This is a genomic window from Pseudogemmobacter bohemicus (assembly GCF_003290025.1).
Lineage (GTDB): Bacteria > Pseudomonadota > Alphaproteobacteria > Rhodobacterales > Rhodobacteraceae > Pseudogemmobacter > Pseudogemmobacter bohemicus.
Window position 1 is genome coordinate 1425703 of the sequence record NZ_QNHG01000002.1, and the last position, 17262, is coordinate 1442964.

A 17262-nucleotide genomic window follows, 5' to 3' on the forward strand; every position below is an offset into this window, starting at 1 on the left:
GGCGGCAGGCGCAACAGCTCTCCCAGCCAGATCACCGCGACCCCGGTTGCTCCACAGGCCAGCCCCACCAGCGGCCAGGCCCAGGCGCTGGCGGCGCCGCTATGGCGATGCGCCGGCACCGGCAGCCGCGTCAACAGCGCAAAGGCCGAGGGCAGATCCTGGAGAAACCGCCCGGCAGTGAGGCGCCCGGGCCGCGGGTTGTTTTCGGTCATCGGTCTTTCCGGCTGGAACGGCGTGTCAGCATGGGGTAACCCCTGGGCGAGGCGGGATCAACTCCCGCCCGGTTCCTGCGGCCAGTTCCGGAGATATCCATGCAGCGCCCCGACCCGGTCTCCCTTGCCGATTTCCGCGCCGTTTTCGCCGCGCTGCCGCCCCCCGATGAGGCGGCGGTTGCCGCCGCGCGGGCGCGCGATGCGGTGTTGACGAAACCGCCGGGCGCGCTTGGCCGGCTGGAGGAGATCACCCGCTGGCTTGCCGCCTGGCAAAGGCGGGCCGTGCCCGAAGCCGCGCGGGTGCAGATCACCGTCTTTGCCGGCAATCACGGCGTCACCGCGCGCGGCATCTCGGCTTTTCCGGCCGAGGTCACGGTGCAGATGGTTGAAAATTTCCGCCAGGGCGGTGCTGCGATCAACCAGCTCGCGCGGGCCTTTGGCGCCGATCTCGACGTGATCGCGCTGGAGCTGGACCGCCCGACCCGGGATTTCTGCGCCGGCCCCGCGATGGAGGAGGCCGAACTCCTGACCGCATTGCTGGCCGGTTGGCGGGCCGTGCAGCCCGGCACCGATCTCTTCATCGCGGGTGAGATGGGGATCGGGAACACCACCTCTGCGGCGGCTTTGTCGGCGGCTTTGTTCGGCCATGACGAAGGTGTGGCGGGCTGGTGCGGGCGCGGCACCGGGCTGGATGATGCGGGGCTGAGGCGCAAGGAGGCGGCAGTGGCGCTGGCGCTTGACCTGCATGACGGCCAGCTGGGCGATCCGTTCGAGGCGCTGCGCCGGCTGGGTGGGCGCGAAGTGGCGGCGATGACCGGGGCGGTGCTGCATGCGCGACTGTTGCGGGTGCCGGTGTTGCTGGATGGATTCATCGCCTGTACGGCGGCGGCGGTGCTTGAGCGGATGCTGCCCGGCGCGCTGGATCATTGCATGGCGGCGCATCTGAGCGCCGAGGGCGCGCATGGCAGGCTTTTGCATGCGATTGGAAAAGAGCCGCTGTTGTCCCTTGGGTTGCGGCTGGGCGAAGGCTCCGGCGCGGGGGTGGCCCTTGGTCTGATCCGGGCGGCGCTGGCCTGCCATTCCGGCATGGCAACCTTTACCGAAGCCGGCGTCAGCGAGGCCTGAGCTTTCCCTTATCGAACAATTGCAATGAAAAAGGGGCCGGCAGATCCGGCCCCTTTTTCATTTTTACAACATTGCGGTGGGATCAGCCCTTGGGCATTGCCAATGCGATCAGGCGGCCGCCTTTTTGATAGCGCACCTCATTCTGGGTGATCGCCTTGACCTGGCCACCGTCGATCTTATCGCCGACCCAGACCTTGTTATATTTGCCATTCGGCGTCCGGACCAGGGCGTAACGCTTGGACGGAGGCCCATAGACCCCGATCAGATTGACCTTTCCGAGGTTGATCGCCTTGGAATAGGTCGCCTGTTTGGCAACGTTGGCGGTGGTCGGGATCTTCGGTGCCGGGCCTGCTGCAACCTCCGGCTCGTCGATCTCATCAAGCTCTTCGGGCTTTGTCGCCGCTTTGCTCTTGCTCTTCGGCGCCGGTTCCGGGGCTGCGGCGGTCTCGACCGGGGCCGGTGCGGGCTCCGGGGCGCGGACGGCCGCAGCAACCGCCGCCTCAACCGCGCGGCTGAAATCCCTGGGTCGGGGTGCGGGACGGAGCGAGATCGTCATAATCGACGGATTGGCAGCCTCTTCGGCGCTGAGCGCGGGCATGGTCGCCGAGGCCAGCTGAACCTCGGCCTCATTCGCCAGCGAGGCGGCGGCGGTATCGGCGCGGGCCTTTGTGCTGGCGGCCTCGACAGTCGCGGGCCGCTGACGCGGCCGCAGGCTGGCGAATTCGACCGGAGCGGTCGCCGGCTGCAAGGCGGCATCATCATCGGGCAAGGCGCGATCGGGACGGGCGCGCGGCCGGCGGTCGGCAAGCTCGGGATTGGGCTGGACGGCAGGTTCTGCGGTGGCCGTGGCTGCGGCAGCGGTATCTGCCACGGCGGGCGTCACCCCGACCGCCTCGCCGGCAAGCGAGGGATTGCCGGCAGCGCCGGTATCCGCGATGGCAGGGGCTGCGGCAGCAGCGCCCGGTGTCTCACCAACCGGAGCCTCCCCCTGAACCGGCGCAGTGGCCGCATCACCGGGCGCTGCCTCCGGAAGGGTGGCGGGCGCGGCGGCGGGTGTGGCTGCAAGGCGGGCAGCCTCGGCTGCGGCTTCGGCCACGGCGCTGCGCGGCGGCGGCACAAGCGGCGGCTTGCCTTCAAAAAGCATATAACCGCCGGGGGTCGGCAGCCCCGCAGCGGTTGGAATCAGCATCTGGTTTTCGTCGTAACGATAGACAGTGCCATAGGGCGGCGGCGGCATCGGGGCGCCTGGCGGCGCCTCGGCACTGGCATCCGGGCCCGGGAGCGACAGCGCGTCAAAGGCCGGCGGCGGTGCGTCAGAGCTGGAGAGGAAGATCTCATCCTCGGCGTCCAGCAGCGCAACCGCTGCCGGGCTTTCGCTTTCCAGCGCGGTGTCGGGCGCCGCTTCGGCCCCGGTGGTTTCGGGCGCGGGATTGGTGACGGCATCAGCCGTCGGGTCCTGGCCTGCATCCGCCGTGATGCCATCCGCCTCAGCCTCGGGGTCGAACCCATCGGCGAGCATCTCATCATCCGTGCTGACGTCCAGCCCGGCGCTGTCGGTTGCCGAAGTGGCGGCAACCTGGGTCTCTTCCTCGCCGGAGGTGCGGTTGGACGACAGGTAGAAGGAGGACCAGGCCGCCACCAGAGCAAGGCAAAGCAGCAGGATCGCCGTCAGAACCAGACCCAGGAATCGCGGTTTTCCCCGTTGTTTGCGCGGGGCAAAGGGCGACTGGCTGAGGCTGCGGGCGGCATCTTCGGTGCCGCCGGGGCCACTGCTCCGGGTGGCGGGCGCAGCGCCTGTGGTCGCAGGCAGGGCACGGGTCTTGCGCGTTCCCGGGATCGAGGGCGCGGTGATCCGGCCGGCCAGGCTGCCCGCCCGCGCCGTTTTGCCATTGCTGCCGTTGCGAGGCGGCGCCGCCAGTTCCTCACGCCCGCCATTCAGCGGGGAAGCTGGCCGATCCTCCTCATCCGGGACGGTGGGAGGCGCCGGGGGAATGCTGCCATGCGGGGCGGCCCTGGCCGCACTGGTCGTCTGGGCAATGGCGCCCGCCTGGGCTGCGCGGCCCGACCGGCCATAGGCGGCCAGCGTTGCCGCAGAGGGGGCGGGCGGCAGGTCCTCGTCCGGTTCATCGGTCACGCTGGCGGAATAGGCGGCCGGTTGTGCGGCTTGCTGACGCGGGGCCGGCGCCCGGGCGAGCGGACCGGGCGCGACCGGCTGTCCGGTGGCCGGGCCAAGCCCCGCCATGCGGCGCGCCAGATGCGGCAGCGGTGGCAGGTCCGGGGCCTCGTCCGCCTCGGGGAAGGAGGTGTTTTCCGGCACATGGGCAAAGGGTGCCTCATCCGGATCGGCATCGGCGAGGTCGGGCGTAGCCACAGCTGCGGTGGTCGCAGATGCTGCGGGCGCGGAAGCCGGGGCGGCGGGGCTGTGAACCACGCCTGCGGTCAGGTTGATCCGGGGCCCGGGGGCTGGCGCGGCGGTCACGACCGGCGCCACTGCCGGTGCGACCGGAGCCGGCGCCACAACCGGGGGCGCCGCCGCCACGGCATTGCCAAGCGGGGTGATTTCGGTGATCGCGACACGCGGGCCCGGCGCGGGCGTCGCTGTCACGACCGGTTTTGCGGCCGAGCCGAAGGGGGCGGGCTGATCGAAACCGGGCGCGGCCTCAAGCGGCAGCTCGGCCTGGGGGGCGCGAGCGGCAGCGACCGGCGCCTCAGGGGGGGGCGCCTCTGCTGCGGGGTCCTCAATGACGGGGGGCGGGGCGAAGGCGATTTCCGGCGCCTCTTCCGGCGGGAGTAAAGCAGTCTCCGCCTGATCATCCTCTGCCGGAGCCGCGGAAGCGACCGTCCCGGGGGCAGTATAGGGCGCGAGGGCTTCGGTGGCGGGTTCCGGATCTGCGGGTTCATCGCCTGCGGGCCATTCATTCGCGGTGACAGGCAGGCTTTGGGTGTCAATAGCGGGTTCGGATTCCGATTCGGCCTGACGGGTGGCCTCTATCTCGGCCTGACGCGCGGCTTTCGCACGGCGGCGGGCGGCGCGGGCCTCGTCGATCAGCAGAATCGGTGTCGCGTCGCGTTCGACGTTTTCGCCATCTGGGAGGTAATTGCGCGCATCGGGAGCCTCGCCAAACCAGGGCTCCCCGTCGAAATCGGCCTCATCAGGGATGGCGACAAAGGCGACCGGGCTGAATTTATGCGTTGCGGCAAAGGATTCCGCCTCGGCCAGGGTTTCGCGCGCCACGGCGGCGACCCTGGCGGTGCGGCCCTCGCCGCGCTGCCAGTCCCAGGCGACCTCAGCGGCGCGATAGGGGGTTCGCGCCTCGATCGCGGTCGAGATCTCGCGCGCGGTACGCTCATCATCGCCGCCCGAGATATCCACCTCGGTGTAAAGGATCTGCGACGCCGGAATCACCAGTTTCGTCGTGAATCCACCCGGTGAAAGGCCAAGCGCGGTCTTGCGCATATAATCCAGCGCATCCTCAAGATCGGCTGCGTCGAAGGGCGTTTCACCGATCTTCAGCCAGCCCTTCGCCGTCCGGTGCAGAAGCGCGATGCTGGTATCGGTGAAATTAAGGGCAAAGTCTGGTTTCATTCCACAGGCCTAGCACAGGACAACTGGGCGCGGAAACGCGCCCGGACGGGATCAGTACTCCCTATAGCAGCTTTTTGCCGAATAAAAGAAAAAGACCCGTGAACGCACCAGGGAATGGTCATCGACATGCGTTAATGTTCAGTAAGCAGTCGCAGAGATAAGGAGTCTTTCATGCGTATGCGGTCCTTCTTCAGAATCACGCTCTCGGCCGCGGCCTTTGGTGCCGCGCTGGCTGCAGCCTCGCCGCTTTTGGCAGAGGGCAGGGCGCTGATCACCGTCAATGGCGAAGCGAGCATCTCGCGCGCGCCGGATATGGCGACGATTTCCATCGGGGTCACCACGGTGGGCGCCAGCGCCGGCGAGGCGCTGAAACTGAATTCCACCGATATGGAGAAGGTGATTGCCCGGCTGAAAGAGGCCGGGATTGCCGAGGGCGACATGCAGACCTCGGGTCTGTCGGTCAATCCGAACTGGGCGAATTCCTATTCTTCTTCGGGCGCGCAGAAGATCGACGGGTTTACCGCGATGAACTATCTGACGGTCGGCATCCGTGACCTGGGCAAGCTGGGTGAGGTGCTTGATCAGGTGGTGGCCGATGGCGCGAACACGCTGAACGGGGTGAATTTCGCGCTGATCGACCCGCGCCCGGCGCTGGATGAGGCGCGCAAGCTGGCGGTTGCCGATGCGCGGGCGCGGGCGGAACTGCTGGCCGGGGCCTCGGGTGTGAAACTGGGCGATCTGGTCTCGATCACCGATGGCGGCGGCTTCAATGGCGGCCCGGCGCCGATGTTCAAGGCCGAAGCGGCCTCGGTTCCGGTGCAGCGCGGTGAGGTCAGCTATCAGGCCAATGTCACCATCAGCTGGGAAATCGCCGACTGATCGGAGACCGACAAACGGACGGGCGGCGGGGCTGACCCGCCGCCCGTTCTGTTTCAGCGGCTTTTGCCGGTGGCTGCGGTGATCGCCTGGTCAAGATCGGCGATGATATCCGCCGCATCCTCGATCCCGATCGAGACCCGCACCACATTCGGTGCCGCCCCCGCCTTGATCTGCTGCTCTTCGGTCAGCTGCCGGTGGGTGGTCGAGGCCGAATGGATGATCAGCGAGCGCGTATCACCCAGATTCGCCACATGGCGGAACAGTTTCAGATTGTTGATCAGGCTGACACAGGCGTCATAGCCATCCTTCAGGGCGAAGGTGAACAGGGCGCCTGCGCCCTTCGGCGTGATCTTCTTCACCTTTTTATAAGAGGGCGATGATTTCAGCCCGGCCCAGGTCACGAATTCGACGCGGGGATCGGCCTCCAGCCATTCGGCGACCTTTTTGGCGTTCCCCACATGACGCTCCATCCGAAGACCCAGCGTCTCGATCCCCATCAGCGTGTAATGCGCGCCCTGCGGGTTCATCGTCATGCCCAGATCCCTGAGACCCACGGCGATGGAGTGGAAGGTATAGGCCATGCCGCCCAAAGTCGGGTGGAAGGTGAGGCCGTGATAGGCGGGCTCCGGCTGCGAGAGCGAGGGGAACTTGTCCGATTCCGACCAGTTGAACTTGCCCGAATCGAGAACGATGCCGCCGGTGACCGTGCCATTGCCGGTCAGGTATTTGGTGGCGGAATGCACCACCAGCGTCGCGCCAAGCGCAATCGGGTTACACAGGTAAGGCGTCGCCGTGGTGTTGTCGATGATCAGCGGTATTCCCTTGCGGTCTGCGATCTTCGCCAGCGCCGGGATATCGGTGATATAGCCGCCGGGATTGGCGATGGTCTCGGCAAAGATCGCGCGGGTGTTCTTGTCGACGGCCTTTGCCACTGCGCCCAGATCATCGGTATCGACGAATTTAGCCGACCAGCCGAAGCGTTTGATCGTCTGGCTGAACTGGGTGATCGTGCCGCCGTAAAGCCTTGTCGAGGCAACGATATTCTTGCCCGGACCCATCAGCGGGAAAAGCGCCATGATCTGCGCCGCATGGCCCGAGGAGCAGGCGATGCCGCCCACGGCACCTTCCAGTGCCGCGACGCGGGCAACCAGCGCCGAGATGGTCGGATTGGTCAGGCGCGAATAGATATAGCCCACCTCTTCAAGGCCAAAAAGCCGCGCCGCATGGTCGGCATCTTTGAACTGATAGGCGGTGGTCTGATAGATCGGCGGGTTGATCGCGCCGGTCGCGGGATCGGGGCTTGCCCCGGCATGAACTGCCAGCGTGTCAAATCCCTGCGGCTTCGGCTCTGCGTTTTCGGTCATATCGTCCTCCCATGTCTCCGTCCGGGCGCGAGACTAGGCAAAGCCGCCCGGCGCGGCAATCTCCGGATGCAGCCGGATCCGGTCTCTTTCTTCATAAGGATCATGCAAATCTTTCTTTCCGCCCGTCTCTGAGAGCAGAATATCCCTTGAGGGGGATTTTCAGGCGCGATCATCCTTGGGGCTGCCCATCACCACATAGGTGGTGACCGAGCGCACCTGGGGCAGGGTGCCGAGGATCTCGGTATGCCAGTGTTTGTAACTTGCCAGATCCCGCGTCTCGACCCGCAGCAGATATTCCACCGATCCGGTGATGTTATGGCATTCGCGCACCTGTGGCGCCAGGATCACCGCGCGTTCAAACGCCTCCTGCGAGGCTTTGGTATGGGTGTTCAGCCCGACGGTGATATAGGCGATGAAGCCGATCCCCAGCTTTTCCGGATCCAGCACGGCGCGGTAGCCGCGGATGACGCCGATTCGCTCCAGATCCTGCACCCGGCGCAAAGTGGCCGAGGGCGAAAGCCCTATCTTCGCCGCCAGCGCCAGATTGGTCAGCCGCCCATCCTGCGACAGGGCGCGCAATATTTTTTCGTCAATTTGGTCATGTATGGCCATAAGTTGCAAAATATGGTTCTTGACCCGCATCTTTGCAAGCAGGTTGCGGGCCAGGAGGGTAATGATTGCGCCATGACATATGAAGCGCTCCTCGCCCTGACGGGCTTTGCCATGGCCACGACCTTCACCCCGGGGCCGAACAATATGATGCTGATCGCCTCGGGGGTGAATTTCGGTTTTCGCCGCACCATCCCGCATATGCTGGGGATCACCCTCGGGGTGGTCAGCCTTGTGCTGCTGACCGGGCTGGGGGTGGCAGGCATCTTCCGCGCCTGGCCGCCCTCGCTGACGGTGCTGAAGCTGCTGTCGGTGGCCTATATGCTCTGGCTGGCCTGGAAGATCGCGATGTCTTCCGCGCCCGGAGAGCGCAATGCCGGCGCAAAGCCGATGACGCTATTGCAGGCCGCCGCGTTTCAATGGGTGAACCCAAAGGCCTGGGCTATGGCTCTGGGCGGCGTCGCCGCCTATATCCCGGAGCCCGACGCCCCGTCGCTCCTGCTGGCGGCAGCGGCTTTTGCGGTGGTTTCGTTGCCCTCGACCTCGGCCTGGGCCGCTGCAGGGCAGGGGCTGCAACGCTGGCTCTCCGACCCGGTGCGGCTGCGGGCCTTCAACTGGACGATGGCCGTGCTGCTGATCCTGTCGCTCTGGCCGGTCATCACCATGAAACTGGCAGGATAGCGCAGGGCCTCTCTTCCTCTTGACCCAAATACTCCGGGGGAGGTCCGCAGGACCCGGGGGCAGAGCCCCCGCGCCCTCGCCAGAGGGCGGCGCCCTTACCGGTTGCGCGTATCCACCGGATAGGCGGTCGAGAATTTCATCCGCTCCATCGCGAAATGGGAGGTCAGGTTCTTGATCGGCACCGCATCGGTCAGCCGTTTATACAGCTGGTCAAAGCTCTCCATATCCGCGACCGAGACCCTCAGCAGGTAATCCATCTCGCCCGCCATCCGGTAGACCTCCATCACCTCGGCAAACTGCCCCACCGCGCGGGTAAAGGTGTCGCGCCAGGCGGCCGAATGATCCGGCGCCTCGATGCCGATGAACACCGTCAGCCCGAAACCCAGCCGCGCCGGATTGGCCAGCGCCACGCGCCCCGTGAGCACGCCATTGGTCTCCAGCTTCTGGATACGCTTCCAGCAGGGTGTCTGCGACAGGCCGACCCGATCCGCGATCTGCGCCACCGGCAGGGTGGCGTCGCGCATCAGTTCTGCAACGATTTTGCGGTCGATCAGATCGAGATTGTCCATCTGTTGCTCTCCATCTGGTTTCAGACAGCCAGCCTTGTTTCAGGTGCCGGGTCTGTTTTCGGGCCGCCAGTCTGTTTTCAGGCAATCTGGCAGTGGGTTCTTTCTCATTCTGGGCGCATAAATACTGTTTTGTCTACTGGTTAAATCGTCTTTAATTCCATCCAGGGAAACTGGCCCGGAATCCCTTGTTTTTCGCGGGCAATCATTCCAGATGAACCCGCAAGACGGGGAAAACCTCGCTTTGCCAGATTGATTCGCGCTGACAGTGTCCATAGGCTTATCCGTATGATCACCCAGAAGATGAAATATGCCCTCAAGGCCCTTCTCGTTCTTGGTGACGAAGCCGGCAAACCCGAGCCCGTGGCATTGACCATCGAAGAGATCGCGCGCCGCTCGGGCACGCCGAAGCGCTTTCTGGAACATATCCTGCTTGAGGTCCGCAATGCCGGGGTGATCGCCTCGACGCGCGGGCGTTCGGGCGGCTATTCGCTGATCAAGAAGCCGGTCGAGGTCTCGATTTCCGAGCTGTTGCGGCTGATCGACGGCCCCATCGCGCCGCTTCCCTGCCTGTCGCGCCGCGCCTATCAGCGCTGCGAGGATTGCACCGATGAGGCGAGCTGCCGCATCCGCAAGGTCTTTGCCGAGGTCTTCTGGTCCTATCTGGTGATCATCGAATCCCTGACGCTGGAAGACATGCTGCGCTCTGACAGGGTGGCCGAGCAGGTGCTGGGCGGCTGAGGCGCCGCGCGGAACCTGGGTAAACGGGTTCTCGCAGCGGATGCGCAGGCTCGCATAAATCGCCGCGATTCCCTGACCTGAAAACCGGCCGGCCCCGGTGCGCGATGGATCTTTGCTGCCATCCCGGCCGCCAGGAGAATTTTCTTCTACAGGATGGGCAGATTTTGCCAGAAACTTTCCTTTGCAAATAACGAGTAATCCTGTCGTTATTATGTGTATTGGCCGGCACGGTGCCGGACAGGACAAGAGCAGGAGAGTGCAGGATGACCGCAGCATTTGCTTTCGGAACGCCCGCAACGGGCAACGCTTACACCCAGATCGGCCGTACGGCCCAGGGTCAGGGCATGTCCGGCACCTGTGTCGTTCGCCTGATCGACCGCCGTACCGGCATGACGCATCGCGTCAACGGCACGCCGCTGGTGATCTTTACCCGGCGCCCGTCTGACGCGGTGGCCGAGCTTCTTTCGGGCCGTGACCGCTCGGTCTGGGAAGCCCGCGTCGATCTGATCGAACCGTAAGCAAGGGGCCGCTCAACATGACCCATTCTCATTCGCTTTTTGGCCTCGTGCCCATGCTGTCGCTGCCCCGGGCGCCCGTGGCCGAGGCCGTGACCACCGCCATTCAGGAGAAAGACATGACCATCCGCACCGCCCGCCAGCCCGGCCTGCACCACAGCCCGCACCACAACCCGCGTGAGGGCCGCGCGACCATTCTCGCCGGCTTTCGCAGCTCTGAAGGCTGGCCGGTCTCGCGGCTGATCCGCGGTGCCGTGGCCGGGATTGCCCTGGTGGTGGCCGGCGCGCTGGCCGCCCCGGTCCAGGCGGAGTCGCTTCTGAACGTCTCTTACGACCCGACCCGCGAGCTTTACCGCGAATTCAACGAGGCTTTCGAGAAATACTGGGTCGCCCAGGGCAATGAAGCGCCGGCGATCGAGGTTTCGCATGGTGGCTCCGGCGCCCAGGCGCGTGCGGTCGTCGAAGGGCTGGAGGCCCAGGTGCTGACGCTCGCGCTGGCCGGCGATATCGACCGCGTGGCCGAGACCGGCAAACTGCCGGCAGACTGGCAGACCAAACTGCCGCACAATTCCTCTCCTTATACCTCGACCATTGTGTTCCTGGTGCGCGAAGGCAATCCGAAGGGCCTGAAGGACTGGGGCGACCTGGTGCAGGAGGGCGTCGAGGTGATCACGCCGAACCCGAAAACCTCGGGCGGCGCGCGCTGGAACTATCTGGCTGCCTGGGCCTGGGCCGAGAAGAACGGCAAGGATCCGAAGGAATTCGTGAAAGAGCTGTTTGAACATGTGCCGGTGCTGGATACCGGCGCGCGCGGCTCGACCACCACTTTCGTGCAGCGCGAGATCGGTGACGTGCTGCTGGCCTGGGAGAACGAGGCCTATCTGGCATTGCAGGAAATCGGCGATGACAGTTTCGACATCGTGGTTCCGAGCGTGTCGATCCTTGCCGAGCCGCCGGTCGCCCTGGTTGAGGGCAATATCAAATCGGATGAGCAGCGCAAACTGGCCGAGGCCTATCTGAACTATCTCTACAGCCCGGAAGGCCAGGCGATTGCCTTCAAAAACTTCTACCGGGCCTGGGATGCCTCGGCTGCCAATCCCGATGACGTGGCGCGTTTTCCGGAACTGGATCTTGTGACCATCGCCGATTTCGGCGGCTGGGCAAAAGCGCAGCCCGAGCATTTCGGGGATGGCGGCACCTTCGACCAGATCTACGTCGCTAAGTAAGGACCCCCCTATGGGCAGGCCGCTTGTCTACAAATCCCCGATGCCCGGCCTTGGCCTGTCGATGGGGATCACCTTCACGATGCTCTCGATTGTGGTTTTGCTGCCCATCGGCGCCCTGCTTTTGCAGGGCGTCAACTATGGGGCCGAGGGGGTCTGGGCCACCGTAAACCGCGAGCGGGTCTGGAAGGCGCTGTATCTCTCCTTCCGCCTCTCTTTCTATGCGGCGTTGTTCAACCTGATCTTCGGGGTGATCCTCGCCTGGGTGCTGGCGCGTTACCGCTTTCCCGGGCACCGGATCCTTGACGCAGCGGTCGATCTGCCCTTCGCGCTGCCGACCGCTGTGGCCGGCATCGCGCTGACCGCGCTTTACGCTCCGAACGGCTTTTTCGGCGCCAGCTGGACGAAGACCATCGCGCCGGCGCTGAATGCCGGTCTTGAATATCCCGAAGCGGCGCTGAATGCGCTGATCATGGGCCTCGGATTCGAGCCCTGGACCCTGCAGGTGCCGCCGCGCATCGCCTATTCTACCCTTGGTATCTTCATTGCGCTGGTCTTCGTGGGCCTGCCCTTCGTTGCCCGTACCGTGCAGCCCGTGATCCATGAGATCGAGCGGGAGGTGGAAGAGGCCTCAGCCACGCTGGGCGCCTCGCGCTTTCATACTTTGCGACGGGTGATCTGGCCGATGCTGCTCCCTGCGGCGCTGACCGGCTTTGCGCTTTCGCTGGCGCGGGCGGTGGGCGAATATGGCTCGGTCATCTTCATTGCGGGGAACAAGCCGCTGGTGACCGAGATCGCACCCTTGCTGATCGTCATCCAGCTGGAAGAGTTCAGCTATGACGGCGCCGCCGCCATCGGCATCGCCATGCTCGTGATCTCATTCGCCATGCTGCTGGTGATCAATCTCATCCAGGTCTGGAGCCGCCGGAGAATCGGTTATGTCTGATTTGAGCCATTCATCCCCCGCCGCCCCCGCTGCGCGCTTTCGCTCCCCCACCGATGAGGCGCCGCTGGCGCGCTGGCTGCTGATCGCTTTCGTGACGGTGGCGCTGGCGGTGCTGGTCTTCGCCCCTCTGATCGCGGTCTTTGTCGAGGCGCTGTCCAAGGGCTGGGAAGCGGCCTGGAAAAGCCTGATCAGCCGCGAGGCCCTGCCCGCGATCAAACTGACACTGACCGTCGCCGCCATTGCAGTGCCGCTGAACGCCGCCTTCGGCATCGCCGCCGCCTGGTTCATCACCAAATTCGACTTTCGCGGCAAGGCCTTCCTGATCACCCTGATCGACCTGCCTTTCTCGGTCTCGCCGGTGGTTGCAGGCCTTTGCATCGTTCTGCTGTTCGGCGCCAATACCGCCATCGGCTCCTGGCTGGTCGGCAATGGCTTTCCCATTGTCTTCGCGCTGCCGGGGATCGTGCTGGCCACCGTCTTCGTCACCTTCCCCTTCGTCGCGCGCGAGCTGATCCCGGTAATGATCGAACAGGGCCGTGCCGAGGAAGAGGCCGCGCTGACGCTGGGTGCCTCGGGATGGCGCACCTTCCTGACCGTCACGCTGCCGAATATCCGCTGGGCGCTCTTATACGGCGTGCTCTTAAGCAATGCCCGCGCCATGGGCGAATTCGGCGCCGTCGCGGTCGTCTCGGGCCGCCGCGAAAGTGCCACGACGATGCCGCTGAAAATCGAGATGTTCTATAATGAATACCAGGCGGCCGCGGCCTTCTCGATGGCGGGGCTGCTCGCCTTCCTCGCGCTGCTGACCCTTCTTCTGAAGACCTGGCTCGAAAACCGGCATGCCGGAGAACTCTCCGCCAACCGGCGCGGCCACTGACTTCCTCTTGATTTAAATACTCCGGGGTGTGGGGCAGAGCCCCACCGCCAGCAGCCACAGGAGCACCCCATGAAAATCGAAATCGACGAAATCTCGAAAGCCTTTGGCGCCACGGCCGCATTGACGCCGGTATCGCTGTCGATCCCCTCGGGGGCGCTGGTGGCGCTGCTTGGGCCCTCGGGATCGGGGAAGACGACGCTTCTGCGGATCCTGGGCGGGCTGGAATTCCCCACTTCGGGCCGGGTTCTGTTCGACGGGCAGGACGCAACCGGGCTGACGGTGCAGCAACGCCGCGCGGGTTTCGTGTTCCAGTCCTATGCGCTTTTCCGCCATATGACGGTGTTCGAGAATATCGCCTATGGGCTGCGCGCCCGGGCCCGCGCCGTGCGGCCGCCAAAGGCCGAGATCACCCGCCGGGTGACCAAATTGCTGGAACTGATCCAGCTGCCGGATATCGGCGCGCGCTATCCCAGCCAGCTTTCCGGCGGTCAGCGGCAGCGTGTGGCGCTTGCCCGCGCGCTGGCGATCGAACCCCGGATGCTGCTTCTTGATGAGCCCTTCGGCGCGCTGGATGCCAAGGTGCGCAAAGAGTTGCGCCAGGGCCTGCGCGATATCCATGACGAAACCGGGCTGACCACGGTATTCGTGACCCATGACCAGGAAGAGGCGATGGAGCTGGCCGATCTGGTGGTGGTCATGTCCGGCTCGCAGAATGGCGGCCGGATCGAACAGATCGGCCGGCCTGCCGATATCCGCGCCCGGCCGGCCACCGATTTCGTCCGCAATTTCATCGCGGCCTGAGGGCGGCCCCGGGGGGGGCTGATGGCGGCAGGCCCTACCAGCCCAGCCGGATCACGCCGTCCCCGATCCCGCAGCTGAGGTTCTGGCCGCGGATGCGGAGTTCACCAAGTGCGAGGGCGAATTGCACATGCGAGGCCGGCACCGGCCGTTCTTCGGCGTCGCTGGCCGGCATTCCGGAAAAATCCGGGTGGAACATGTCCCAGAACCGCGGCTCTGCCCGCATCCGCGCCGCCTCGGCCACGATCTGCCAGCCCGCCTCACCCGAGCCCGTCTCATCCGCATTCGCGCCGCCGTGACCGGCTGCATGGTGGATGGTCCGGATGCTGCCGCCATAGGGCAGGGCGGTCTCAAGGCATTGCAGCAGCAAAAAGGCCAGTTTGACATCGCGACGGTCAAGATCGGTGCCGCTGGACCAGTCGAGCTTAAGCCGCCCGCCGCGTGACATCGCGGTCAGGATGCCGGTCACCTCGCTGCGCGCGATGCGCTGATCGGCGCCGGCGAGGCCGAAAGCCACCCGGAAGAACCGGATCCGCGCATTGGCGCTTTCCACGCTTTCAGCAATCAGCGCCAGTTCGGGCGAAGCGGCGCTGCGATCCATCATCATCAGCTCGACCCCGTTGCCGATCGCTCCGATTGGGCTGATAAGGTCATGGCAGATCCGTGATCCGATAAGCGCCGCCAGATCGGTTTTGTCTTGCATATGATAGCCTCGGGAATTGCTTTGATGAACTCACTCCTTGAACCCGGTATGTTCGTGCGGCACCCCTCGCGTCCCGAATGGGGGCTGGGGCAGGTGCAGTCAAATATCGGAGGACGGGTAACCGTTAACTTTGAACACGCGGGCAAGCAGGTGATCGACAGCAGGAATGTGGATCTGCGTCCCGAATTCGGTATCTGAACAGCGTGGGGCCTTTTTTCAGGATTATCAAGGATTAACGGCAGCGGACGCGCAACGGCCTGCGCGCGCCGCCCCTGAAGGCACCGGATCGCGGCCAGATTGCACCCGTTGCCCGGGCTTCTGATCACGGAGCTTTGGATTGCAACAAAACTGTTACAAGACTAAGTCAGGAAGAGAGCCGGAACTTTGTGGCGCGGGGCCTGTCCTCTTGCGTCGCCAGCGCCAGAGACGTCCCTTATATAAAGCCGCCTCCTGACGATATGCTTGCCGAAGAAACCATCTACACGCTCCGCCTTGCGACGGAGGCGACCGATCTCTTCGGGGCCCAGCGTCTGCGCTATCTGGTCTTTGTCGAGGAACTGGGCGCCAGTGGCGGCATGATCGACCATGCAAGGCGGATCGAGACCGATGCCTTTGATGCGATCTTTGACCATCTGGTGCTGATCGACAAACGCATCCCGCCCGAGAGCGGCGATCATGTGGTGGGGGCTTATCGCCTGCTGCCTTGCGATAAGCTGCCGCCGGGCGGGCGGTTCTATTCCGAGGATGAATATGACCTCGCGCCTCTGCGCGCGACCGGGCGACGGCTGCTGGAACTGGGGCGCACCTGTGTGCATCCCGATCACCGGGGGGGCGCGGCGATGTTCCTCTTGTGGAACGGGCTTGCGGAATATGTGCTGGAGCGTGGCATCGAGGTGATGTTCGGCCCCGCCTCTTTCCACGGCACCGATGTGGCGGCGCTGGCGAAACCTCTGTCCTGGCTCTGGCACAATCACCTCGCGCCGCCCGAACTCCGCGTCCGCGCGCTGGAGCCGGGCCGTGCCGCGATGGATCTGATCCCGTCCGGGGATCTGGACCGCGCCTCGGCCATGGTGCAGATGCCGGCGCTGATCAAAGCCTATCTGCGCCTGGGCGGCTTTGTCGGGGATGGCGCCTTTGTTGACCATCCCTTCAATACAACCGATGTTTGCCTTCTGATGGATACCGGGAAGATGTCCTCCCGCCATCGGGATTTCTATACGCGCAAACAGGGGACGACTTGAGCCAGACCGAAGACCACCCGCCGGAAGCCTCTCTCGACACCTTTTCTCCGGATGATGCCCCGCCGCCGGCCCGCCGGTTCGGTCCGCTGCGCTGGATGCTCATTGGCCTGCGCGGCGGTGTTCTGGTGGCATTCCTTGGCCTTGGCCTGCTGATCCATTCGCTGATCCGGCTGATCGAATGGCCGCTTTGTGGTCAGAACCGCCCGGTCTCTCCCTGGATCACCCGCTTCATCTGCCGCAATGCGCTGCGCATCATGGGGATCGGCTATTCCACGCAAGGCGTGCCGATGGCCCATAAAGGAGCCGTCGTCGCAAATCATGCCGGCTGGATCGACATCTTCCCGCTGAATGCCGGGCAAAGCATCTATTTCGTCTCGAAATCCGAGGTCTCCGGCTGGCCGGGCATCGGGTTGCTGGCGAAAGCCACCGGCACCGTCTTTATCTCGCGCAAGGGGACCGAGGCGAAACGCCAGCAACAGGTGTTTGAGGAGCGGCTGCGCGCCGGCCATCAGCTCTTGTTCTTCCCCGAGGGCACTTCGACCGACAGTCTCACCGTCTTGCCGTTCAAATCGACGCTGTTCCAGGCCTTCTATACCCATGGGCTGGACCGGGTGTTGCAAATCCAGCCGGTCACCGTGGTGTGGCATGCGCCGCCGGGCGAGGATCCGCGCTTTTACGGCTGGTGGGGCGATATGGATTTCGCGACGCATCTTTTGCAGGTGCTCTCTGTGCCGCGCCAGGGCCGGGTCGAGGTGATCTGGCACCCGCCGGTGCCGGTCGATGCCTTTCCCGGCCGCAAGGAGCTGGCGCTCTATTGCGAGCGGGTGATCCGCACGGCGCACCCGCTGGCGCGAAACTGACCCCTCTATATACGAGAGACGCAAAGGCCCGGCACTGCCCGGGCCTTTTTCATGCCGGGCGCAGGGCGAATCCGATGACTGCGCGGTGAATCGGGTGCCGAAGGGCAGAGTCTCGCGAAGCAAAATGACGAATCTGCCGCGGTCAGGGGCGGGGAAAGGGGTGAATCGGTCAGAATCATCCCCCTGATTCCGGGGTGTGAGGCATTGATTCCATGAACTTATCCACATTTTGCCCGCGAGCATGGGGATAAGCCTGCAAGCCCTCTGAGCAGAGCCTCGCCAAAATGCCTTATTTTATTGGCGCCTGACAAAAAATCGTCACGAAGCGCATTTTTT

General features: G+C 64.7%; 18 protein-coding genes. 12 read left to right on the forward strand and 6 right to left on the reverse strand.

Translation table 11 applies throughout. From position 1 onward, the window contains the following. Positions 1-212 (reverse strand): adenosylcobinamide-GDP ribazoletransferase (locus DRF71_RS28655; RefSeq protein ID WP_232831531.1); only part of this gene is annotated, 212 nt, incomplete at its 3' end. 99 nt (positions 213-311) lie between these two features. Here DRF71_RS28655 and cobT point away from each other — a divergent pair. Next, positions 312-1337, forward strand: a complete 1026-nt coding sequence (gene cobT / locus DRF71_RS14685; RefSeq protein ID WP_112311206.1) for a nicotinate-nucleotide--dimethylbenzimidazole phosphoribosyltransferase — start codon at positions 312-314, stop codon at positions 1335-1337. Between the two features lie 82 nt (positions 1338-1419). Here the strand turns inward: cobT and DRF71_RS14690 are convergent, their stop codons facing one another. Then, positions 1420-4923: a hypothetical protein gene (locus tag DRF71_RS14690; protein ID WP_112311207.1), complete on the reverse strand. Its 3504-nt coding sequence runs from the start codon at positions 4921-4923 to the stop codon at positions 1420-1422. Positions 4924-5094: 171 nt separating this feature from the next. Here DRF71_RS14690 and DRF71_RS14695 point away from each other — a divergent pair, with 171 nt between their 5' ends. Continuing rightward, on the forward strand, positions 5095-5802 hold the full coding sequence (locus tag DRF71_RS14695) for an SIMPL domain-containing protein (protein WP_112311208.1): 708 nt from the start codon (positions 5095-5097) through the stop codon (positions 5800-5802). Positions 5803-5855: 53 nt separating this feature from the next. Here the strand turns inward: DRF71_RS14695 and DRF71_RS14700 are convergent, their stop codons facing one another. Together DRF71_RS14700 and DRF71_RS14705 are read right to left on the reverse strand one after the other, a co-directional pair. Then, positions 5856-7166, reverse strand: coding sequence for an O-acetylhomoserine aminocarboxypropyltransferase/cysteine synthase family protein (locus DRF71_RS14700; RefSeq protein WP_112311209.1), 1311 nt, complete (start codon positions 7164-7166; stop codon positions 5856-5858). A gap of 159 nt (positions 7167-7325) precedes the next feature. Beyond that, positions 7326-7778: an Lrp/AsnC family transcriptional regulator gene (locus DRF71_RS14705; RefSeq protein ID WP_112311210.1), complete on the reverse strand. Its 453-nt coding sequence runs from the start codon at positions 7776-7778 to the stop codon at positions 7326-7328. A gap of 72 nt (positions 7779-7850) precedes the next feature. On the opposite strand from DRF71_RS14705, the gene DRF71_RS14710 reads away from it, so the two are divergent. Next, the gene (locus DRF71_RS14710; protein ID WP_112311353.1) at positions 7851-8456 is read left to right on the forward strand and encodes a LysE family translocator; all 606 of its coding nucleotides are present in this window, start codon (positions 7851-7853) and stop codon (positions 8454-8456) included. A 95-nt stretch (positions 8457-8551) separates the two neighbouring features. Here DRF71_RS14710 and DRF71_RS14715 read toward each other — a convergent pair whose 3' ends face one another. Next, the gene (locus DRF71_RS14715; RefSeq protein ID WP_112311211.1) at positions 8552-9025 is read right to left on the reverse strand and encodes an Lrp/AsnC family transcriptional regulator; all 474 of its coding nucleotides are present in this window, start codon (positions 9023-9025) and stop codon (positions 8552-8554) included. 285 nt (positions 9026-9310) lie between these two features. Here DRF71_RS14715 and DRF71_RS14720 point away from each other — a divergent pair, with 285 nt between their 5' ends. From DRF71_RS14720 to DRF71_RS14740, 6 genes are all read left to right on the forward strand, one after another. Then, the gene (locus DRF71_RS14720) at positions 9311-9763 is read left to right on the forward strand and encodes an RrF2 family transcriptional regulator (protein ID WP_112311212.1); all 453 of its coding nucleotides are present in this window, start codon (positions 9311-9313) and stop codon (positions 9761-9763) included. 263 nt (positions 9764-10026) lie between these two features. Beyond that, a complete protein-coding gene (locus DRF71_RS27480; RefSeq protein ID WP_157971100.1) occupies positions 10027-10281 on the forward strand; it encodes a hypothetical protein in 255 nt (84 codons plus the stop codon). A gap of 17 nt (positions 10282-10298) precedes the next feature. Continuing rightward, the gene (locus DRF71_RS14725; protein WP_232831514.1) at positions 10299-11504 is read left to right on the forward strand and encodes a sulfate ABC transporter substrate-binding protein; all 1206 of its coding nucleotides are present in this window, start codon (positions 10299-10301) and stop codon (positions 11502-11504) included. A 10-nt stretch (positions 11505-11514) separates the two neighbouring features. After that, on the forward strand, positions 11515-12447 hold the full coding sequence (locus tag DRF71_RS14730) for an ABC transporter permease (RefSeq protein ID WP_112311213.1): 933 nt from the start codon (positions 11515-11517) through the stop codon (positions 12445-12447). Further along, the gene (gene cysW, locus DRF71_RS14735; protein WP_112311214.1) at positions 12440-13324 is read left to right on the forward strand and encodes a sulfate ABC transporter permease subunit CysW; all 885 of its coding nucleotides are present in this window, start codon (positions 12440-12442) and stop codon (positions 13322-13324) included. Before DRF71_RS14730 ends, cysW begins: the two co-directional genes overlap by 8 nt. Before the next feature lie 69 nt (positions 13325-13393). Further along, entirely contained in the window at positions 13394-14125 is a 732-nt protein-coding gene (locus DRF71_RS14740; protein ID WP_112311215.1) for a sulfate/molybdate ABC transporter ATP-binding protein, read from the forward strand. A gap of 34 nt (positions 14126-14159) precedes the next feature. Here DRF71_RS14740 and DRF71_RS14745 read toward each other — a convergent pair whose 3' ends face one another. Continuing rightward, positions 14160-14825, reverse strand: a complete 666-nt coding sequence (locus DRF71_RS14745; protein WP_112311216.1) for a histidine phosphotransferase family protein — start codon at positions 14823-14825, stop codon at positions 14160-14162. A gap of 24 nt (positions 14826-14849) precedes the next feature. Here DRF71_RS14745 and DRF71_RS14750 point away from each other — a divergent pair, with 24 nt between their 5' ends. The 3 genes from DRF71_RS14750 (at position 14850) to DRF71_RS14760 (ending at position 16926) form a co-directional block, all read left to right on the forward strand. Further along, a complete protein-coding gene (locus DRF71_RS14750; protein WP_112311355.1) occupies positions 14850-15023 on the forward strand; it encodes a DUF3553 domain-containing protein in 174 nt (57 codons plus the stop codon). A 260-nt stretch (positions 15024-15283) separates the two neighbouring features. Further along, entirely contained in the window at positions 15284-16066 is a 783-nt protein-coding gene (locus DRF71_RS14755; RefSeq protein ID WP_112311217.1) for a GNAT family N-acetyltransferase, read from the forward strand. A 95-nt stretch (positions 16067-16161) separates the two neighbouring features. Continuing rightward, positions 16162-16926 (forward strand): lysophospholipid acyltransferase family protein, encoded by a 765-nt coding sequence (locus DRF71_RS14760; RefSeq protein ID WP_112311356.1) that lies wholly within the window; start codon positions 16162-16164, stop codon positions 16924-16926. The last annotated feature ends 336 nt before the right edge of the window (positions 16927-17262 follow it).

Coding starts and splice junctions, on each gene's coding strand:
- cobT (WP_112311206.1), top strand. CDS start 312: ATGCAGCGCCCCGACCCGGTCTCCCTTGCCGATTTCCGCGCCGTTTTC.
- DRF71_RS14690 (WP_112311207.1), bottom strand. CDS start 4,923: ATGAAACCAGACTTTGCCCTTAATTTCACCGATACCAGCATCGCGCTT.
- DRF71_RS14695 (WP_112311208.1), top strand. CDS start 5,095: ATGCGTATGCGGTCCTTCTTCAGAATCACGCTCTCGGCCGCGGCCTTT.
- DRF71_RS14700 (WP_112311209.1), bottom strand. CDS start 7,166: ATGACCGAAAACGCAGAGCCGAAGCCGCAGGGATTTGACACGCTGGCA.
- DRF71_RS14705 (WP_112311210.1), bottom strand. CDS start 7,778: ATGGCCATACATGACCAAATTGACGAAAAAATATTGCGCGCCCTGTCG.
- DRF71_RS14710 (WP_112311353.1), top strand. CDS start 7,851: ATGACATATGAAGCGCTCCTCGCCCTGACGGGCTTTGCCATGGCCACG.
- DRF71_RS14715 (WP_112311211.1), bottom strand. CDS start 9,025: ATGGACAATCTCGATCTGATCGACCGCAAAATCGTTGCAGAACTGATG.
- DRF71_RS14720 (WP_112311212.1), top strand. CDS start 9,311: ATGATCACCCAGAAGATGAAATATGCCCTCAAGGCCCTTCTCGTTCTT.
- DRF71_RS27480 (WP_157971100.1), top strand. CDS start 10,027: ATGACCGCAGCATTTGCTTTCGGAACGCCCGCAACGGGCAACGCTTAC.
- DRF71_RS14725 (WP_232831514.1), top strand. CDS start 10,299: ATGACCCATTCTCATTCGCTTTTTGGCCTCGTGCCCATGCTGTCGCTG.
- DRF71_RS14730 (WP_112311213.1), top strand. CDS start 11,515: ATGGGCAGGCCGCTTGTCTACAAATCCCCGATGCCCGGCCTTGGCCTG.
- cysW (WP_112311214.1), top strand. CDS start 12,440: ATGTCTGATTTGAGCCATTCATCCCCCGCCGCCCCCGCTGCGCGCTTT.
- DRF71_RS14740 (WP_112311215.1), top strand. CDS start 13,394: ATGAAAATCGAAATCGACGAAATCTCGAAAGCCTTTGGCGCCACGGCC.
- DRF71_RS14745 (WP_112311216.1), bottom strand. CDS start 14,825: ATGCAAGACAAAACCGATCTGGCGGCGCTTATCGGATCACGGATCTGC.
- DRF71_RS14750 (WP_112311355.1), top strand. CDS start 14,850: ATGAACTCACTCCTTGAACCCGGTATGTTCGTGCGGCACCCCTCGCGT.
- DRF71_RS14755 (WP_112311217.1), top strand. CDS start 15,284: ATGCTTGCCGAAGAAACCATCTACACGCTCCGCCTTGCGACGGAGGCG.
- DRF71_RS14760 (WP_112311356.1), top strand. CDS start 16,162: ATGCTCATTGGCCTGCGCGGCGGTGTTCTGGTGGCATTCCTTGGCCTT.